The 16,420-nt window shown below is 74.1% G+C and carries 16 protein-coding genes; 13 read left to right on the plus strand and 3 right to left on the minus strand.

What is annotated here, in order from left to right; all coding sequences use genetic code 11:
* On the minus strand, positions 1–533 hold a 533-nt coding region (locus ABD308_RS02105; RefSeq protein ID WP_344324563.1), incomplete at its 3' end, for a TetR/AcrR family transcriptional regulator.
* A 159-nt stretch (positions 534–692) separates the two neighbouring features.
* On the opposite strand from ABD308_RS02105, the gene ABD308_RS02110 reads away from it, so the two are divergent.
* The 5 genes from ABD308_RS02110 to ABD308_RS02130 all read left to right on the plus strand — a co-directional run bounded on the left by ABD308_RS02110 (position 693) and on the right by ABD308_RS02130 (position 9,275).
* Entirely contained in the window at positions 693–1,955 is a 1,263-nt protein-coding gene (locus tag ABD308_RS02110; protein ID WP_344324566.1) for an MFS transporter, read from the plus strand.
* A gap of 8 nt (positions 1,956–1,963) precedes the next feature.
* Positions 1,964–5,005, plus strand: coding sequence for a glycoside hydrolase family 2 TIM barrel-domain containing protein (locus ABD308_RS02115; RefSeq protein ID WP_344324569.1), 3,042 nt, complete (start codon positions 1,964–1,966; stop codon positions 5,003–5,005).
* A 35-nt stretch (positions 5,006–5,040) separates the two neighbouring features.
* Positions 5,041–6,615, plus strand: coding sequence for a sulfatase family protein (locus ABD308_RS02120; protein WP_344324572.1), 1,575 nt, complete (start codon positions 5,041–5,043; stop codon positions 6,613–6,615).
* A 25-nt stretch (positions 6,616–6,640) separates the two neighbouring features.
* Positions 6,641–8,101: a sulfatase family protein gene (locus tag ABD308_RS02125; RefSeq protein ID WP_344324575.1), complete on the plus strand. Its 1,461-nt coding sequence runs from the start codon at positions 6,641–6,643 to the stop codon at positions 8,099–8,101.
* Between the two features lie 373 nt (positions 8,102–8,474).
* The gene (locus ABD308_RS02130; RefSeq protein ID WP_344324578.1) at positions 8,475–9,275 is read left to right on the plus strand and encodes a bestrophin-like domain; all 801 of its coding nucleotides are present in this window, start codon (positions 8,475–8,477) and stop codon (positions 9,273–9,275) included.
* 63 nt (positions 9,276–9,338) lie between these two features.
* On the opposite strand, the gene ABD308_RS02135 is transcribed toward ABD308_RS02130, so the two are convergent.
* The gene (locus ABD308_RS02135; protein ID WP_344324581.1) at positions 9,339–10,436 is read right to left on the minus strand and encodes an agmatine deiminase family protein; all 1,098 of its coding nucleotides are present in this window, start codon (positions 10,434–10,436) and stop codon (positions 9,339–9,341) included.
* A 146-nt stretch (positions 10,437–10,582) separates the two neighbouring features.
* On the opposite strand from ABD308_RS02135, the gene ABD308_RS02140 reads away from it, so the two are divergent.
* From ABD308_RS02140 to ABD308_RS02165, 6 genes are all read left to right on the plus strand, one after another.
* Positions 10,583–11,113 carry an RNA polymerase sigma factor gene (locus tag ABD308_RS02140; RefSeq protein ID WP_344324584.1) on the plus strand — a complete coding sequence of 177 codons (531 nt, stop codon included), beginning with the start codon at positions 10,583–10,585 and terminating at the stop codon, positions 11,111–11,113.
* A complete protein-coding gene (locus tag ABD308_RS02145; RefSeq protein WP_344324587.1) occupies positions 11,110–11,970 on the plus strand; it encodes a zf-HC2 domain-containing protein in 861 nt (286 codons plus the stop codon). Before ABD308_RS02140 ends, ABD308_RS02145 begins: the two co-directional genes overlap by 4 nt.
* Positions 11,971–12,043: 73 nt before the next feature.
* Positions 12,044–12,856, plus strand: coding sequence for an ATP-binding cassette domain-containing protein (locus ABD308_RS02150; protein ID WP_344324590.1), 813 nt, complete (start codon positions 12,044–12,046; stop codon positions 12,854–12,856).
* 138 nt (positions 12,857–12,994) lie between these two features.
* The gene (locus ABD308_RS02155) at positions 12,995–14,317 is read left to right on the plus strand and encodes a hypothetical protein (RefSeq protein ID WP_344324593.1); all 1,323 of its coding nucleotides are present in this window, start codon (positions 12,995–12,997) and stop codon (positions 14,315–14,317) included.
* Positions 14,314–14,907, plus strand: coding sequence for a hypothetical protein (locus ABD308_RS02160; protein WP_344324596.1), 594 nt, complete (start codon positions 14,314–14,316; stop codon positions 14,905–14,907). Before ABD308_RS02155 ends, ABD308_RS02160 begins: the two co-directional genes overlap by 4 nt.
* Before the next feature lie 120 nt (positions 14,908–15,027).
* The gene (locus ABD308_RS02165) at positions 15,028–15,189 is read left to right on the plus strand and encodes a hypothetical protein (RefSeq protein WP_344324599.1); all 162 of its coding nucleotides are present in this window, start codon (positions 15,028–15,030) and stop codon (positions 15,187–15,189) included.
* A gap of 77 nt (positions 15,190–15,266) precedes the next feature.
* Here the strand turns inward: ABD308_RS02165 and ABD308_RS02170 are convergent, their stop codons facing one another.
* Entirely contained in the window at positions 15,267–15,560 is a 294-nt protein-coding gene (locus ABD308_RS02170) for a helix-turn-helix transcriptional regulator (protein WP_344324602.1), read from the minus strand.
* Positions 15,561–15,731: 171 nt separating this feature from the next.
* On the opposite strand from ABD308_RS02170, the gene ABD308_RS02175 reads away from it, so the two are divergent.
* Entirely contained in the window at positions 15,732–16,034 is a 303-nt protein-coding gene (locus tag ABD308_RS02175) for a hypothetical protein (protein ID WP_344324605.1), read from the plus strand.
* A 40-nt stretch (positions 16,035–16,074) separates the two neighbouring features.
* On the plus strand, positions 16,075–16,420 hold a 346-nt coding region (locus tag ABD308_RS02180; protein WP_344324608.1), incomplete at its 3' end, for an STAS domain-containing protein.

Genomic DNA, 16,420 nt, shown 5'->3' on the forward strand with positions numbered 1-16,420 from the left:
CGGCGCGTCCGGTGCAGGGGGCGGGCGGCGAGAACGTCGGGCGGTGAGACGCGCTCGGGAAGGTACAGCCGGAGCACTTGGAGACCGTCCCAGACGGCCAGGGTGTCGGCCCCGCGGTCTCCGAACGCCTGCTCAAGCCGCTCCCTGCCGGTCCGCAGGTTCCGGTCGACGAAGTCGTGCGCCGGGTGCCCGGGTGGCACCGCCTCACCGAGGAGCGTGATGTGCAGTTCGGCCCGGGGCCGCGTCCTGGTCCGCGCCGCGGCCTCCAGTGCCCGTTGGGGGTCGGCGGCCCGGGGGAGGTCCGCGTCGGGCACCGGGTCCTCGGCCAGGCGGTCGAGCAGTGCGTGCAGCACGTCCTCCTTCGAGGAGAAGTGCCGCAGGACGCCGGCGTGGGTGACGCCCACGCGCTTGGCCAGCGTGCGCAGCGAGGTGGCCTCGAAGCCGTCGGTGCCGAACAGCTCCTCGGCGGTCCGGAGGATCTGCTCGCGGCGGAGCAGTCCCCGGCGGTTCGGCGCGCCGCTCACGTGAGGCACTCGGTCATTTCCTTTCCGTGGCGGATCCAGGGTTCCGAGGCTATCGCGCCGCATCAGATGTAACCAAATGGTCAGAGAAAGTTACCAAGTGGTCAGTCGCCGTGATAGAAACCCGTTCCAAGCAGGAGGCGGTCCCGCCTCCGCCCGAAAGGGATGCACATGGCAAAGACGTCCACGGCCCCGGCGAAGCCTCCGCCCGGCGTGCGAGCACGCGTCGACCGAAGGCTCGCCTCCTCCCTGGGGTTCGCGCAGCTGGGCCACTTCCTGGTCTGGGGTTCCGTACCGGGCGTGCTGCTGGCCGTCCACCTGGAGGACCTCGATCCCGGCCGCAAGGAGGCCAACCTGGCGCTCGTCGTGGGCCTGGGCGCGCTGGTGTCGACCGTCGTCCAGCCGCTGTGGGGCATGGCCTCCGACCGGACGCGCAGCCGCTACGGCAAGCGCGCGCCCTATCTGCTCGGCGGGGCCGCCCTCGGCGCCCTGGGGCTGCTGGCCACGGCCCTCGCCGACACCGTCCTGACCGTCACCCTCGCCTGGTGCGTCGTGCAGGCCGCGGTCACCGGAGCCAACGGCATCCTCGTCGCGGTCCTGCCCGACCGCGTGCCGGAGGGCGTGCGGGGGATCTTCTCGGCCGTCATGGGGCTCGGCACCATGACCGGGATCCTCGGCGGCCAGCTGGTGGCGGCGGCTCTCGTCCCGCGCGGGCGGCTGCTTCCGTACGCGGTGGTCGCGACCGTGCTCGTGACGGCCACGGTCGTCTTCGTCCTCGTCAACCCCGACAAGCCGAGCCCCGCGGCGCAGCGGCGAGCGTTCTCGTTCCGCTCGCTGCTCGGGCTGGTGTGGGTGGACCCCAGGAAGCACCCCGACTTCGCCTTCGCCTTCCTGGCACGGCTGTTCGTCCTGCTGGGCTACCACACGGTCGGCGCCTACCAGCTCTACGTCCTCCAGGACCACATCGGGCTGGACCGCGCCGAGGCCCTGCGCATCCTGCCCAGGACCATCGTGGTCGCGATGGGCGTGATGCTCGTGTCGCTGCTGCTGTCCGGCTGGCTCTCGGACCGGACGGGCCGCCGCAAGCCGTTCCTCCTCGCTGCGGCGCTGACGATCGGGGTCGGCCTGCTGATGCCGTTCCTGATCCCGTCCGTCACCGGGTTCGTGCTGTACGGAGCCGTCGTCGGCTTCGGGTTCGGCTGCTACCAGGCACTCGACGCCGTTCTGGTCTCCACGGTGCTGCCGTCCCGGGAGAACGCCGCGAAGGACCTCGGGGTGGCGAACCTCGCGAGCCACCTGCCGCAGATCCTCGCACCCGCCCTGGCCGGCTTCGTCGTCGTCAACGCCGGCGGCTACCCGGCGCTCTTCCTGTTCGCCGGCACGGCCGCCCTTCTCGGCGCCCTGTTCCTCCTTCCCATCACATCCGTTCGCTGAGGCCCCTCATGAAACCGTGGAACACCCCCGAACTCGTCGCGATCGGGCGCGAGCCCGCCCACGCCCTGTCCCACCCCGACCGCCTCGACCTGAACGGCGTGTGGGACTTCCAACTGCTGCCCGCGCCCGACGCCCGGCGCACCGACGACTGGCGCCCGCTCACCGTGCCCGGCGCCTGGACCATGCAGGACACCGGCGACCTGCCGCACTACACCAACGTGCGGATGCCCTTCGACACCCACCCGCCCCACCCGCCGAAGGACAACCCCACCGGCGTCCACCGGCGCCGGTTCGAGGTTCCCGCGGCGTGGGCGGGGCGCCGGATCGTGCTGCACGTGGGCGCCGCCGAGAGCGTCCTGCTCGTCGAGGTCAACGGACGGCGGGTCGGGATCGGCAAGGACAGCCACCTGGCGGCCGAGTTCGACGTGACCGACGCCCTGCGCGAGGGCGTCAACGAGCTGGTGCTGACGGTGGTCAAGTGGTCCGACGCCAGCTTCATCGAGGACCAGGACCAGTGGTGGCACGGCGGCATCACCCGCGGCGTCCACCTCTACAGCACCCCGCCCACCCACCTCGCCGACGTCACCGCCGTCGCCGACTACGACCCCGCGTCCGGCGAGGGCACCCTCGCCCTCACGGTCACCGTCGGCACGCGCGGCACCGCCCCGGACGAGGACCTGCGCGTCCGGGTCCGCACCGCGGGGCGCGAACTGCTCGCCCCGGTCCCGCCGCGCCGGGCCCGCATGCTCCCCGGCGAGGAGGGCACCGAGTCCCCGGCGCTGCCGGCCGCCGTCGCCGGGACCGACCTGTTCGGCCTCTACAGCGCCACCGCCGCCGGCGTACCGCTGCCGCCCGGCCTCGAAGGCGTGGCGGAGCAGGCCCTCGCCCGGATGTTCCCGCCCCCCGGCGGCCGGGCGCACCTCACCGTCCCGGCCCACCCGGTCACCCCCTGGAACGCCGAACGGCCCGCGCTGTACGACGTGGACGTCGACCTCCTCGACGCCGCCGGCACCCGGCTCGACACCACCCGCCTGCGCGTCGGCTACCGGCGCGTCGAGATCAAGGGCCGCGACCTGCTCGTCAACGGCGAGCGGATCTGGATCCAGGGCGTCAACCACCACGACTTCCACCCGCGCACCGGCCGCACCCTCACCCGCGAGGACATCGCCGACGAACTGCGCCTGCTCAAGCGCTTCAACGTCAACGCCATCCGCACCGCGCACTACCCCGGCCACCCCGACCTGCTCGACCTCGCCGACGAGTACGGCTTCTACGTCGTTGACGAGGCCGACATCGAAGCCCACGACCACGCCTCCGCCCTGTGCGACGACCCGCGCTACCTCGGCGCCTTCCTGGACCGGGTCTCGCGGATGGTCGCCCGGGACCGGAACCACCCGTGCGTGATCGCCTGGTCGCTCGGCAACGAGAGCGGCAGCGGGGCCAACCACGAGGCGGCCGCCGCCTGGGTGCGCCGCCACGACCCCACCCGCCCGCTGCACTACGAGGGCGCCGTCAACCGCGACTGGTACGGCGGCCGCACCCAGACCGACATCGTGTGCCCGATGTACCCCACCCTCGACGCGCTCCAGGCCTACGCCGCCCACCCGCGCGCCGACCGCCCGCTGATCATGTCCGAGTACCAGCACGCCATGGGCAACTCCAATGGCTCGCTCGACGACTACTGGGACGTGATCCGCTCGACCCCCGGCCTCCAGGGAGGCTTCGTCTGGGAGCTGTGGGACCACGGCCTCGACCCGGACGGCGACGGCCGGCACCGCTACGGCGGAGACTTCGGCGAGCAGCCCCACGACGGCAATTTCTGCATCGACGGCCTGCTCTTCCCCGACGGCACCCCGCACCCCGCGATGTACGAGCTGCGCCACCTCTTCGCCCCCGTGACGATCACCTCGGGACCGGCCGAGGCCGGCGACGGCTGGATCGAACTGCGCAACGAACGCCACTTCCGCGACCTGGACGACCTGAGGTTCACCCTCCAGGTGGTGACCGACAGCGGCACCGACCCCGCCGTCGACCTGCCCGTCCCGACCCTGGCTGCCGGAGACCGCGCGAAGATCCGGCTGCCGGAGACCGTCGTGCGTGAGCTGCGGCACCGCGCCGACGTCCTGGCCCTGCGGCTCACCGTCGTCACCGCCCACGACCAGGCCTGGGCGCCGGCGGGAACGGAGCTCACCGTCCGCCAGCTGCCGCTCGGCCACCCGGCGCACCGGCCGGCGGCCGGGGCCCGGGCCGGGCACAGCACCGCCGGGAGCCCGCCCGCCCTCGTGTTCGACGACGACGGACTGCTCCAGCACCCCCTGCTCGCCGCCGGTCCCCGGCTGAGCCTGTGGCGCGCCCTGACCGACAACGACCTGTCCCGCTTCGTCCAGGGGCGCCTCGCCGCCACCGGCCTGAACAGGACCGTCCGGACGGTGGACGGCTGCGAGGCCTCACCGACCGGCCACGGCGCGCTCGTCCGGGCCCGCTACCTCACCGCCCACGGCGAGGAGGTCCTCCACCACCAGACCGTCACCCGCGAGGCCTCCGGGCGGATCCGGTTCGACGAGCGGGTGGTGATTCCCCCGACGCTCCCCGACATTCCCCGCCTCGGCGTCGTCCTCGAAACCCGGGCCGGATTCGACACCGTCCAGTGGCTCGGCGAAGGACCCCACGAGTGCTACCCGGACCGCCGCTCCGCCGCGCTGACGGGCCGCTGGACGGCGCCGATCGACGACCTGCCCGTCCCCTACCTCCGCCCGCAGGAGAACGGCGGCCGCAGCCGCACCGTGGAGGCCCGTCTCACCGGCCCCGACGGCACCGCCCTCACCCTCTCCTTCGACCGGCCCCTGCAGCTCAACGTCTCCCACCACACCGTCGCCGACCTCGAAGCCGCCGCGCACTACTGGGAGCTCACGCCCCGCGCGGAGACGATCGTCCACTTCGACGTCGCCCACCGCGGCCTGGGATCGGCCTCCGTCGGCCCCGACACCCTCCCGGCCTTCCGCGTCGGACCGGGCGAGTACGCCTGGACCTGGTGGCTCACCACCCCCTGACCCCCGAAGAACCCCGCACCGTACGGAGAAGGCACATGCGCATCATCTACGTCGACGTGGACACCCTCCGGGCCGACCACACCACGCCCTACGGCTACCACCGCCCCACCACCCCCCACCTGCAGAAGCTGGCCGACAAGTCTGTCACCTTCGACCGTTACTACTGCTCCGACTCACCCTGCATGCCCTCGCGCGCCGCCCTGACCAGCGGCCAGTTCGGCATCACCAACGGCGTCATCGGCCACTACGGCGAAGCCGCCCAGTTCCGCCTCGACACCGGCCACGGCCCCGAGCCCGACCGGCCGCTGCTCGGCCAGGCCCTGCAGTTCGCCGGCCACTACACCGCCGCGATCTCCGTCTTCGCCGAACGCCACCGCGCCTACTTCTTCAACGGCAACTTCCGCGAGACCCTGCGCGCCACCCCCCACTGGGGGGACGAGGACGCCGAGGACGTCAACAAGGCCGCCATCGACTGGATCCGGCGCCACGCCGACGAGGAGGACTGGTACCTCCACCTCACTTATTGGGAGCCGCACACCAACTACACCCAGCCGGTCGAGTGGACCGAGAAGATGGCCGCCTCCGGCCCCGTGCAGGAGTGGCCCGACGAGGAGACCATCGCCGAACACGCCGAGGTCTACGGCCCGCGCGGCGCCCTCGACCTGCACCACTCCATGTGGGCCGGCATCGGCGAATCGAAGTCCCCCGTCCCGCACAACATGCCCGACGCCATCCGCTCCCGCGCCGACTTCGAGCACCTGATCAACGGCTTCGACGGCGCCATCGCCTACTGGGACCACCACTTCGGCCGACTGCTCGCCGCGCTGGAGGAACTCGGCATCGCGGACGACACCGCCGTCATCGTCAGCGCCGACCACGGGGAGTCCCTGGGCGAACTCGGCATGTACGCCGAGCACGGCATGGCCACCGAGCCCGTCCACCGCCTGCCGCTGGTCGTGTACTGGCCCGGCCTGACCGACACCCTGCCCGACGAGGCCCGCCACAACGACGCCCTGCTCTACAACATCGACTTGGCCCCCACCCTGTGCGACCTGCTCGGCCTGGACACCCCGCCCGGCTGGCAGGGCGAGTCCTTCGCGCCGGTCCTGCGCGGCGAGCGGATCGACTCCCGCGAGTACCTCGTCCTCGGCCACGGCGCCATGACCTACCAGCGCGCCGTCCGCACCCGCGACCACCTCTACGTCCGCACCTACCACCCCGGCTCCTTCCGCGCCGAGTGGGAACACCTCTTCCACGTCACCGACGACCCCCACCTCATCCGCGACCTCCTCGCCGACGAACCCGAACTCGCCGCCCGGATGCGCTCCCACCTCGCCGAGTGGTGGAACCGGTACGCCGGCCACCCCGGAGCGCAGCCCGACCCCATGCAGTCCACCCTCCAGGCCGGCCCCGTCTACTACAACGACCCCGCCCGCTACGCCGAGCACCTGCGGGCCACCGGACGCGCCCACCTCGCCGAGCACCTCGAAGACCGCCTCCGCAGCCTGACCGTGCCCGTCCCCTGGCACGCCCCCCACAAGCCGCGCACCGCGGAACTCGTCCAGAAGTGGCGCCAACTGGCCCAGCGACAGCAGCCGACCGGGAACTGACCCCACGCCCACCAGGAGCACCCCCATGCACCACCGCCCGAACTTCGTGGTCTTCGTCGCGGACCAGCTCCGCGCCGACGCCGTCGGCGCCTTCGGCAACCCGTACGTCCGGACACCGAACATCGACGCCCTCGCCGCCCGCGGCACCCGCTTCACCAACGCCTACGCGCAGAACCCCATCTGCGCGCCCAGCCGGGCCTCCCTCATGACCGGCTGCTACCCGCACACCTTCGGCCACCGCACCCAGAACCACCTGGTCAAGCCCTGGGAACCGAACCTCCTCGGCACCCTCAAGGCGGCCGGCTACCACGTGACCTGGGCCGGCATGCGCGGGGACCTCTTCGCCCCCGGAGCCACCGAGACCAGCGTCGACGAGCACGGCTTCAGCGAATTCCCCACCGTCCTTCCCAGCCACGGCAAGGACCCCGCGCAGTGGCCCGGCGGCGACCTGTGGGCCCGTCTGTACTACCGCGGGGAGGTGCCCGACGACGGCCGCGTCGACGTCGACGAAGCCACCGTCCGCACCGCCGAGCAGTGGCTCGCCGCCCCGCCGGACACCCCGTGGGTGCTGTTCGTGCCCGTCCTCGCCCCGCACCCGCCCTTCGAGGTGGCCGAGCCCTGGTACTCGATGTACGACCGCGAGGCCCTGCCGCTGCCCGTCGAACCGGACCCGGACAGCGCCGAGCCGGCCTACATGGCCGCCCTGCGCGAACGCCACGGCCTGGACCGGGCCACCCCCGAGCTGTGGCAGGAGGTGAAGGCCACGTACTACGGCATGGTCTCCCGCCTGGACGACCACCTCGGCCGGGTGATGAAGCACGTCGACCCGGGCGACACGGTCACCGTCTTCCTCTCCGACCACGGCGAGTACCTCGGCGACTTCGGCCTGGTCGAGAAGTTCCCCACCGCCATGCACTCCTGCATCACCCGCGACCCGCTGATCATCGCCGGCGGCGGCCTGCCGGAGGGCGGCGTCAGCGACTCCATGGTGGAGCTCGTCGACGTCATGCCGACCCTCCTCGAACTCGCCGGGACCGCCCCCGTCCAGCGCCACTTCGGCCGCAGCCTCGTCCCGCACCTGCACGACCCCGACTCCGAGCACCGGCGGTACGCCTTCACGGAGGCCGGGTTCTCGGTGGAGGAGCACGACCAGCTGGAGCAGGGCGGATTCCCGTACGACCTGCGCATCGCACTGGCCCAGGAGCGGCCGGCCGTGGTCGGCAAGGCCATCGCGGTCCGCGACCAGGAGTGGACCTACGTGTGGCGCCGCTACGAGGAGCCCGAGCTCTACCACCGCGCCACCGACCCCGACGAACGCCACAACGTCGCGGGCCGGCCCGAGCACGCCGGGACCCAACGCCGGCTGCACGAAGCCCTGTTCACCTGGCTGGTGGACACCGCCGACGTCATTCCCGCCGACCGAGACCCGCGCCTGCCGAAGGTGGACCTGCCGGCCCCGGTCCGCGACGCACGGAGCGACCCGTGACCCGGGCCCCACCGCACCCCCGCGCTGCGGCACGCCGTCCGCGGAACGGTTCGGCCCCTTCGTCGCCGTCCGCACCGCCGACACCCCCGACAGCACCAGCGGCCACACCGGCTTCCGCCGCGCCCGGTCCCTGTAGGCCTGCCGGCGGCCCGCACGCGGGCCGCCGGCAGGACCGGGTGTCCCGTGGACGGATGTCGCGGGCTCGACCGGGACCGCCTCCTCCGGATGGCGCAGCGCATGCCCCCGAACCGCGTAGTCGGACGGTTCGGTCGCCGGGGCGGCGCCGGTCGCGGGAGATGATCCGGCTGCGCGTCCCCGCCCGTCCCTGCGTCCCGGCGCAGGATCCCGCCCACCTCCGGAAGGTGCCCGCTCCGTGGTCCTGGTCATCGTCGTCGCAGCCGTCGCCCTGCTCGTGGGGCTCGCCGCCAACCGCTACCTGCGCCCACTGCTGATCAAGGGGGACGACGACAGCGGCATGGCCGTCAAGGACCTCGTCGGTCCGCTGCTGACCCTCACCGTGCTGCTGCTCGCCTTCGTCCTGGTCACCGCCAACGGCTCCTACGGCAAGGCCGAGGTCGCCTCCCGCGGCGAGGCCCGCGCCCTCGACCAGCTCGTCGAGACCGCCGAGTACGCGCCCGCGCCGCAACGCGCACGCATCCAGGCCGACGCCGTCTGCTACGCCCGCGCGGTGCGCGAGCAGGAGTGGCCCGCCATGGCCGACGGCAACGGCTCGCCCGCGCCGAGCGTGTGGTCGACGGAGTTCCGGCAGGTCTTCGCCGAACTCCAGGGCCAGCCCGTCTTCGGCATGCTCGTCGCCGCCGACAACAAGCGCTCAGACGAACGGGACGAGCGCCTCACCCAGGCCTCCGCCAGCATCCCCAGCGCCATCCTCTGGTTCCTGCTGGCCACCCTGATCATCACCGTCGTCGCCCTCGCGGTCTGCATCCCCCGCCGCAACAACCGCGGCCAGGTGATCACCCTCGTCGTGATCACCGCGCTGCTCACCACCACCCTGGTCCTCATCCGCGACGTCGACCGCCCCTTCGGCGGCATCATCGATGTCCAGCCGACCGCGATCACCGAGGTCGAGAAGCAGGCCGACCGCGACTTCCACACCAACGACCCCACCGGCCAACTCCCCTGCGACGACCAGGGCAACCGCCGCGCCGTCTAGGTCCGCCGACCTCCAGGGACCGGGCCGCTTCGCCGCCACCGGCCGTCCGCGTGAGGGGCGCTGTCAGCCGAGTGCCGGGATGTCGTGGGTGGCGCAGTGGATGCCCCCGCCGCCGCCCGCGATGGCGTCGATCCTGACGGGGACGATCTCTCGGCCGGGGAAGTACTGCTTCATGATCTGCTGGGCCCGGTCGTCGGCCCTGGCGTCCCCGAACGCCGGCAGGTAGACGCCCTTCCCGCCGATGTAGAAGTTCATGTAGGAGGAGACGAAGGCGTCGCCGCGACCGGTGATCCGGTCCGGGTCCGGCTGCTGGAGCTCGACCACCCGCAGGGTGCGGCCCGTCGCGTCGGTGGCGTTCTTCAGGACGGCGCGGGCCTGGTCGGCCGAGCGGGACCAGACGTCCGCCGGGGTGCCGGGGAAGGCCTGGTCGAGCAGGACCACGCCGGGGGCGACGAAGCGGGCCAGGCAGTCGACGTGCGCGTCGGTGATGTCCTCGCCCCTGACGCCCGCGAGCCAGATCACCTTGGTGACACCGAGGGCCTTCCTCAGCTCCGCCTCGACCTGGTCCCGGTTCATGCCCGGGTTGCGGTTGTCGTTGACGACGGAGCTCTCGGTGACCAGGAGGGTGCCCTGGCCGTCGGTCTCGAAGGAGCCGCCCTCGGCGACCAGCCGGGTCTCGATCCGCTCGACGCCGTACTCGGCCAGCACCGTCCGGGCGACCTTGGCGTCGCTGCCGTGCCGCTGCTTGGCGCCCCAGCCGTTGAAGTTGAAGTCGACACCCTTGACCTTGCCGCCCTCCTCGACGAATACCGGCACGGTGTCCCGGGCCCACAGGTCGTCGACGGCGATCGGGAGGACCTCGACGGCCGGTCCGCAGGCGTTCCGGGCGGCGTCCCGGTGCTCGGGGCGGGCCATCAGCACGACCGGCTCGCGGGCGGCGACGGCCCGGGCCAGTGTGGCCACGTCACGGCGGACGGCGGGCAGGTCCTCGCCCCAGACGGCCGCCGAGGCGGGCCAGGACATCACCGTGCGCAGATGCTTCTCCCACTCGGCGGGGAACCGGCGCGCGCCCGGGGTGCCGGTCGGCGTGCCGTCGGGTGCGGCGGTCGGGGTGCCGTCGGGGGCCGCGCCGGGCGTGCCCGGCCGCGGCGCAGGCGGCACGGTGGCGTCGGTGTCCGTGCGAACGCGGGCGGGTCCGGGCCGTCGGGCCGCCGCTCCGCGCGGTGTGAGGTGGATCACGGGCCGGAGGAAAACCGCGGGGCCCCGCCCGACCGTCAGGCCAGGACGTGAAACGTTCACCGGCCTCGATGACCGATGCCCAACTGGTCCGGCGGATCTCCCGCGGAGACACCGCGGCCTTCGACGAGCTGTACCGGCGCAGCGCCCCCTGGCTGACGGCGCGGCTGCGTCGGCGCTGCGCGGACGACGAGATCATCGCCGAGGTCCTCCAGGAGACGTACCTGGCGGTGTGGCGGGCCGCCGGGTCGTACGCCGACAGCATGCGCGGGGAGGAGGCGGGCGCCTGGCTGTGGACCATCGCCGCCCGCCGGCTGGTGGACGCCTTCCGGGTGCGCGGCCGCCACGGCGCGGTCCCGCCGCTGTCCATGGTCCCGGGACCGGCGCCGTCGGCCGAGCACGAGGTGCTGGACGCGGCGATCGGCGGCGACCTCGGCGCCGCCCTGGACCGGCTCGCCCCCGAACTGCACCAGGTGCTGACGGCGATGGTGCTCGACGGGCTGACGGTCCGGGAGACCTCGGCCCTGCTGCGGATTCCCGAGGGAACCGTCAAGACCCGTGCCCGCCGTGCCCGCCTCGACCTGCGAAAGGCCCTGTCATGACTGCGCACCTCTCGCGCGAGCTGCTGCTGCGTTACCTCCTCGGCCCGGGCGCCCCGGCCGGTGAGGTTCCGGCGCCCGGCGCCGTCCCCCCGACCGCCGGCGAGCTGTGGGCGGCGGAGGCGCACCTGGAGGGGTGCTCCCGGTGCCGGACCGAGCTGGCGGAGGTGTCCCGGGCCCACAGCCCCGCCGACACCGCGCTGGTGCGGCGGGTGCGCGAGCGCCTCACCGAGGTGCTGCCGGCGGTACCGGTGCGCCGGCGGCGGTGGCACCGGGCGCGCGCGGCGCTGGCCCGGTGGGCGGCCCCCGCGCTCGGCCCGTGGGTCGCGGCGCTGGTGCTGGTCGTGCTCGGCGCCCTGGTCCTGTCGTCGGCCGTCACGCACGGCTCCCCGGCCCTGGTGGTGCTGGCCCCGGCGATGCCCCTGCTGGCGGTGGCCCTGAGCTGGGGACCGCACTCCGATCCGGTCCACGAACTGATCGCGACCACCCCCAGGGCGGGGCTCGGCCTGCTCCTGCGCAGGACCGCCGCCGTGTTGTCCCTGGTCGTCCCGGCCCTGGCGGTCGGCGGGTCGCTCACCGGCACCGCTCCCGTCCTGGTCCTGCTGCCCGCCCTCGCCCTGACCTGCGCGGCCCTGGCCCTGGGCAGCAGGATCGGCGTCCAGCGCGCCGCCACCGGGCTCGGCGCCGGGTGGGCCGCGATCGTGGTCGTCCCCGCGACGGAGGGCCACACCGTTCCCGCCTACCTGCGGGACTCCGCCGCCCCGGGCTGGGCGGTCGCGGCCGCCGCCCTCGGCGTCGCCGTCGTCCTGTGCCGCGACACCTATCTGCACCCGCGCGAGGCCCGCGCACGGCACCGCTGACGGGCCGTCCGTCCCGCGCCGTCACCTTCCGTCACCCGTACCGTCCTTCACCAGCACCGCGAGGAGATCCGACATGCCCGCGACCATTTCCGCGAGCGACATCGCCCCCACCCGCTACGCCCACCACATCCGGGCCCGCGGACTGACCGTCCGGCGCGGCCGCCGGCTCGCCGTCGACGGCGTCGACCTGGACCTCGGCACCGGCGTGCACGGCCTGCTCGGTCCCAACGGGGCCGGCAAGACCACCCTGATCCGCACCCTCGCCACCGTCCTCGAACCGCACGGCGGTGAGCTGGAGCTCCTGGGCAGCGCCCGCCGCGGCCGGGGCGAACTGCGCGAACTGCGCCGCCGGCTGGGCTACCTGCCGCAGGCGTTCGGACACTACCGGCGGTTCACCGTACGGGAGTTCGTCGAGTACATGGCCTGGCTCAAGGACGTGCCGGGCCGCCGGTCCGCCGACGCGGTGCAGCACGCCATCGACCGGGTCGACCTGACCGGCCGCGCCGACGACCGGATGGGCTCGCTCTCCGGCGGCATGCTGCGCCGGGCGGGCATCGCCCAGGCGATCGTCAACGACCCCGACATCCTGCTGCTCGACGAGCCCACGGTCGGTCTGGACCCCGCCCAGCGCCTGGAACTGCGCGCCCTGCTGCGCGACATCGGCGAACGGTCCTGCGTCCTGGTCTCCACCCACCTGGTCGAGGACGTCGCCGCGGCCTGCACCAACGTGGTGCTGATGGACGAGGGCGGCGCGGTCTTCGCCGGCCACGTCGACCGCCTGCGGGCCGCGGGCACCGACGCCGACCCGGGCGACAGCGACATCGAGCGCGGTTACTCCGCCGTGCTGCGACGGCACCACGAGGCGAAGGCCGGCGCCCGGCGCTGAGGCCCGGCCGCACCGCGACCCACCCGCACCGCGACCCACCCGCGCCGCGACCCACCCGCACCGCGACCCACCCGCGCCGCGACCCACCCGCGCCGCGACCCACCTGACCCCGCTTCCCCGATCACTGGAGACGTCGAAATGTTCCGCATGCTGCGCCTGGAGGCGAAGCGCTCCGTCGCCCTGGCGCTGTTCCTGGTGCTGGCCGCCCTGACCAGGGTCTTCCTCTGGATGGACGTCCAGGAGTGGGCGGCCGCCTGGACGCCCCTGCTCTTCTCGATGCGGTCGACCGCCTTGACCGGCCTGCCGGCGGTGCTGGCCGCCGGAATCTGGCACGGCGGGCGGGAACGGCGCAGCGGGGTCACCGAACTGTTCGCCGCCACCCCGCGGTCCGGCCCGGTGCGGCTGCTGCCCGCCGTCGTGGTGCTGGCCGGCGCGGCGGTGCTCGCCGTGGCGGCGGTGACCGGGTGGGCGGCGGCCGGCGTCTCCGGACGGGCGACGTTCAACGACGGTCAGTGGCCGCTGGGTCTCGCGGTGGGCCTGCTCGCCGTCGCCGCCGTCGCCCTGCTCGGTCTGGGGATCGGACGGCTCGCGCCGGCGCCGGTCGCGGCGCCGCTGGGCGCGGTGCTGCTGTTCCTGGTCCTGGTGCTCGGCGCGGCCGGGGACGGGCGGCCGGTGAACCGCCTGGTGGACACCGTGCTGCCGATGCTGCCGGTGACGGACGGCTTCCACCGGGTGCTGCCCGCGCTGTCCGCCGCCCAGATCCTCTGGTTCACCGGCCTCGGCGTGACCGGCGTCCTGCTGGCCGTCGCGGCCACGACGCGGACCAGGGCGCTGGCCGCGATCCCGGCCGCGGCCGGGCTGGGGCTCGGGGTCCTGGTGGCGCCGGCGGGCGCGATCGCCCCCGCCCCGGGGGCCACCGCGCTGGTCTGCGCGACGGAGGACGCCCGGGTCTGCGTCACCCGGGTGCACAGCCGGGCCCTGCCCGACCTCCTGGGGCCCGCCCGCACGGTGCTGGACGCCTTCGCGGCGGTGCCCGGCGGGCCCCGGCGGGTGCAGGAGGACCAGCTGAGCTGGATGCTCGACGCCGACCGGGGCGCCCCCGGCACCGGGGACCCCGACACGGTGCTGATCGGGCTTTCGTACCGGACCCGGCAGGGCGGTATCCGGTGGAAGCCGGACGACGTGCGCGACATGGTGGCCCGGGGCGCCCTCGTCGACCAGCGCTGCTATGCCGAGGGCGCGGAGGGGTGGCCCCGGGCGGACGCCGCGACCCGGGCGGTGACCACGCTGCTCCTGGGCACGTCCCCGGACCGGCTGGGTCCGGAGGCCCGCACGGTGCACGACTCCCTGCGCGCGCTGCCCGCCGAGGAGCGCGCCCGGCGGATCGGGGAGGCCCGCGCGGCCGGGCTGACCTGCGGTGACCCGATGGCCGCGCTCACCGGTGAGGGGGCGGTCCGATGACCCCGGCCCTGCGCGGCGTGGTGCTGCACCTGCGAAGCCGGTCGATCCCGGCGACCGGCCTGGTCTTCCTGGCCGCCGCCGCCTTCACCTGGGCCGGCTACCGGGCGGACGACCCGGGGGTCGCACAGGTGGTCGGGCTGATCGCCGCGGTGCTGGGCGTCGCCTCCGTCGCCCGGACGCTGGCCGGTCCGGACGAGGAGCTGGAGCGCGGCACGCCCGTGCGCTGGCGGCTGGTCCGCACGCTCCACCTGACGCTGCTCGGCGGGGTGCTGCTCGGAGTGCTCGCCACCGTCCACGCGGTCGCCGACCGGCCGACCCACGCGGTTCCGCCGGTCGGCCTCGCCCTGGCCGTGACGGCTCTGACCGGGCTGACGGCGCTCTCGGCGGCGCTGTTCGGGGCGCAGGCGGCCTGGGTCCCGCCGATCGGCTGGGCGCTGCTCATGGTGGCGACGGGGCCCCGGCCCAGCGTCTTCGAGCAGGTGCTGACCTGGATGGTCCAGGAGCCCCGGACCACCGCCTCGACGGCGACGGCCCTCACCCTGGCGGTGCTGGGCACCCTCGCCTACGCCCTGCGCGGCAGCAGGCACTGAGTCCCGCCGCGGGCCCGGGACACGGCCGGGACGGGAGCGGGGCGGCCGCCTCATGCGGGCGGGGCGGCCCGCCCGGGAGGGTGGAGGGCGGAAGACGTACCCGTCCAGGAGGACAGCGTCATGACGCACTACTCGCTCCACAAGCTGCGCGAGGCGGATCTGCTCCGGGTGGCGGAGCGGGAGCGTGCCTCCCGCGCCGCGGCCGCGAGCGGCGCCGACCGGGCCGGACGCGCCCGCGCCCTCGTCCCGGCCTGGTTCCGCCGCCGTCCCGCCCGCGCCTGATCCTGCCCCGCCCGCGCCCGATCCCGCCTCCGGCCGTTGCCGGTCGCGGGATCGGGCGCGGGCGGCGTGGTCTCCGGTCAGCGCAGCAGGACGGAGAGGAGCTCGGCCAGGGTGGGGCCGGCGTCGGCGGGGTGGCGCAGCTGCTTGCTGTCGATGACGGTGTAGTGGTTGGTGCGGCCGCGGCGCTGGTGGCTGAGGTACCCGGCGTCCTCCAGGTCGGCGATGATGCGCTGGACGGCGCGCTCGGTGAGCATGCAGCAGGTCGCGACGTCCCGTACCCGGATGCCGGGGTCACGGGCGATCTGGACGAGCACCCGGGCGTGGTTGGTGAGGAAGGTCCAGTGCCGCGCGGACCCGGTGTCGTCGTCCATGGATCAAGGATAAGACCAGCGATTCGTGACACACAAAACACGACATGCATTTCGTGCAAAGGTTGACAGGTATCGGGGAAGGGCGAAGAGTAGGGACACAGACACGACACCCCGCCGCCCCGCCGCGCAGCACCCTCCGTGCGCGGCGCGCCCCACCCGGGAGATGGTCCCGTGGCCCAGCTGACCAGGAACGAACTCGACCGGCTCACCGCCTTCTTCGCCGAACGCATCGGCACGCCCTGTGAGAGCGGGGAGGAGGCCGGCCACATCGAGCCGTTGTGCCGGCAGGTGCGGCACGCCGTCACCGGCATCGACGCCTACCTGGAGGCCGTCGAGACGCGGAGCCCCGCCGCCGCGCACCTGCACGGGACGGCACTCGACCTGTGGCAGGGGCTGGAGCGCCTCGCCGACGCGTGGGCGGGGATCCCGGTCCCGCAGCCGGCCCCGGGCGCCGCGGTGCCGGCGGGCGCGTGACCCGGAACAGCGTGACCCGCGACAGGAAGACGACCGAACCGTGACGCCATGGCTGACGTGCGAGACCTTCCAGGTGGGGGAGGCGCTGGTGTGCCGCTTCACCGGGGACCTGAGCATGGACACCGAGGCCACCGCGACCGAGGCCCTGCGGGGCGCGCTCGACCGGCGCCCGGCGGTGCTCGCCGTCGACCTCGCCGGCGTCGACCTGTTCACCTCCACCGGCCTCAACCTCCTCCTGATCACCCGGCGCCGGGCCCAGGACGAAGGCATCGCCCTGGTCCTGGTCGCCCCGTGCGCGATGGCCCTGCGGGTCCTGGACCTCACCGACGCCGCCCCGCTCTTCCCGGTCTGCGCGACCGCCGAGGCCGCCGCCCTGCTCCGCCGGA

Source organism: Kitasatospora putterlickiae (assembly GCF_039527695.1).
Classification (GTDB): Bacteria; Actinomycetota; Actinomycetes; order Streptomycetales; family Streptomycetaceae; genus Kitasatospora; species Kitasatospora putterlickiae.

What these genes read in the sequence shown, in the direction of transcription:
- ABD308_RS02110 (WP_344324566.1), top strand. Translation starts at nt 693, where the DNA reads ATGGCAAAGACGTCCACGGCCCCGGCGAAGCCTCCGCCCGGCGTGCGA.
- ABD308_RS02115 (WP_344324569.1), top strand. Translation starts at nt 1,964, where the DNA reads ATGAAACCGTGGAACACCCCCGAACTCGTCGCGATCGGGCGCGAGCCC.
- ABD308_RS02120 (WP_344324572.1), top strand. Translation starts at nt 5,041, where the DNA reads ATGCGCATCATCTACGTCGACGTGGACACCCTCCGGGCCGACCACACC.
- ABD308_RS02125 (WP_344324575.1), top strand. Translation starts at nt 6,641, where the DNA reads ATGCACCACCGCCCGAACTTCGTGGTCTTCGTCGCGGACCAGCTCCGC.
- ABD308_RS02140 (WP_344324584.1), top strand. Translation starts at nt 10,583, where the DNA reads ATGACCGATGCCCAACTGGTCCGGCGGATCTCCCGCGGAGACACCGCG.
- ABD308_RS02145 (WP_344324587.1), top strand. Translation starts at nt 11,110, where the DNA reads ATGACTGCGCACCTCTCGCGCGAGCTGCTGCTGCGTTACCTCCTCGGC.
- ABD308_RS02150 (WP_344324590.1), top strand. Translation starts at nt 12,044, where the DNA reads ATGCCCGCGACCATTTCCGCGAGCGACATCGCCCCCACCCGCTACGCC.
- ABD308_RS02155 (WP_344324593.1), top strand. Translation starts at nt 12,995, where the DNA reads ATGTTCCGCATGCTGCGCCTGGAGGCGAAGCGCTCCGTCGCCCTGGCG.
- ABD308_RS02160 (WP_344324596.1), top strand. Translation starts at nt 14,314, where the DNA reads ATGACCCCGGCCCTGCGCGGCGTGGTGCTGCACCTGCGAAGCCGGTCG.
- ABD308_RS02165 (WP_344324599.1), top strand. Translation starts at nt 15,028, where the DNA reads ATGACGCACTACTCGCTCCACAAGCTGCGCGAGGCGGATCTGCTCCGG.
- ABD308_RS02170 (WP_344324602.1), bottom strand. Translation starts at nt 15,560, where the DNA reads ATGGACGACGACACCGGGTCCGCGCGGCACTGGACCTTCCTCACCAAC.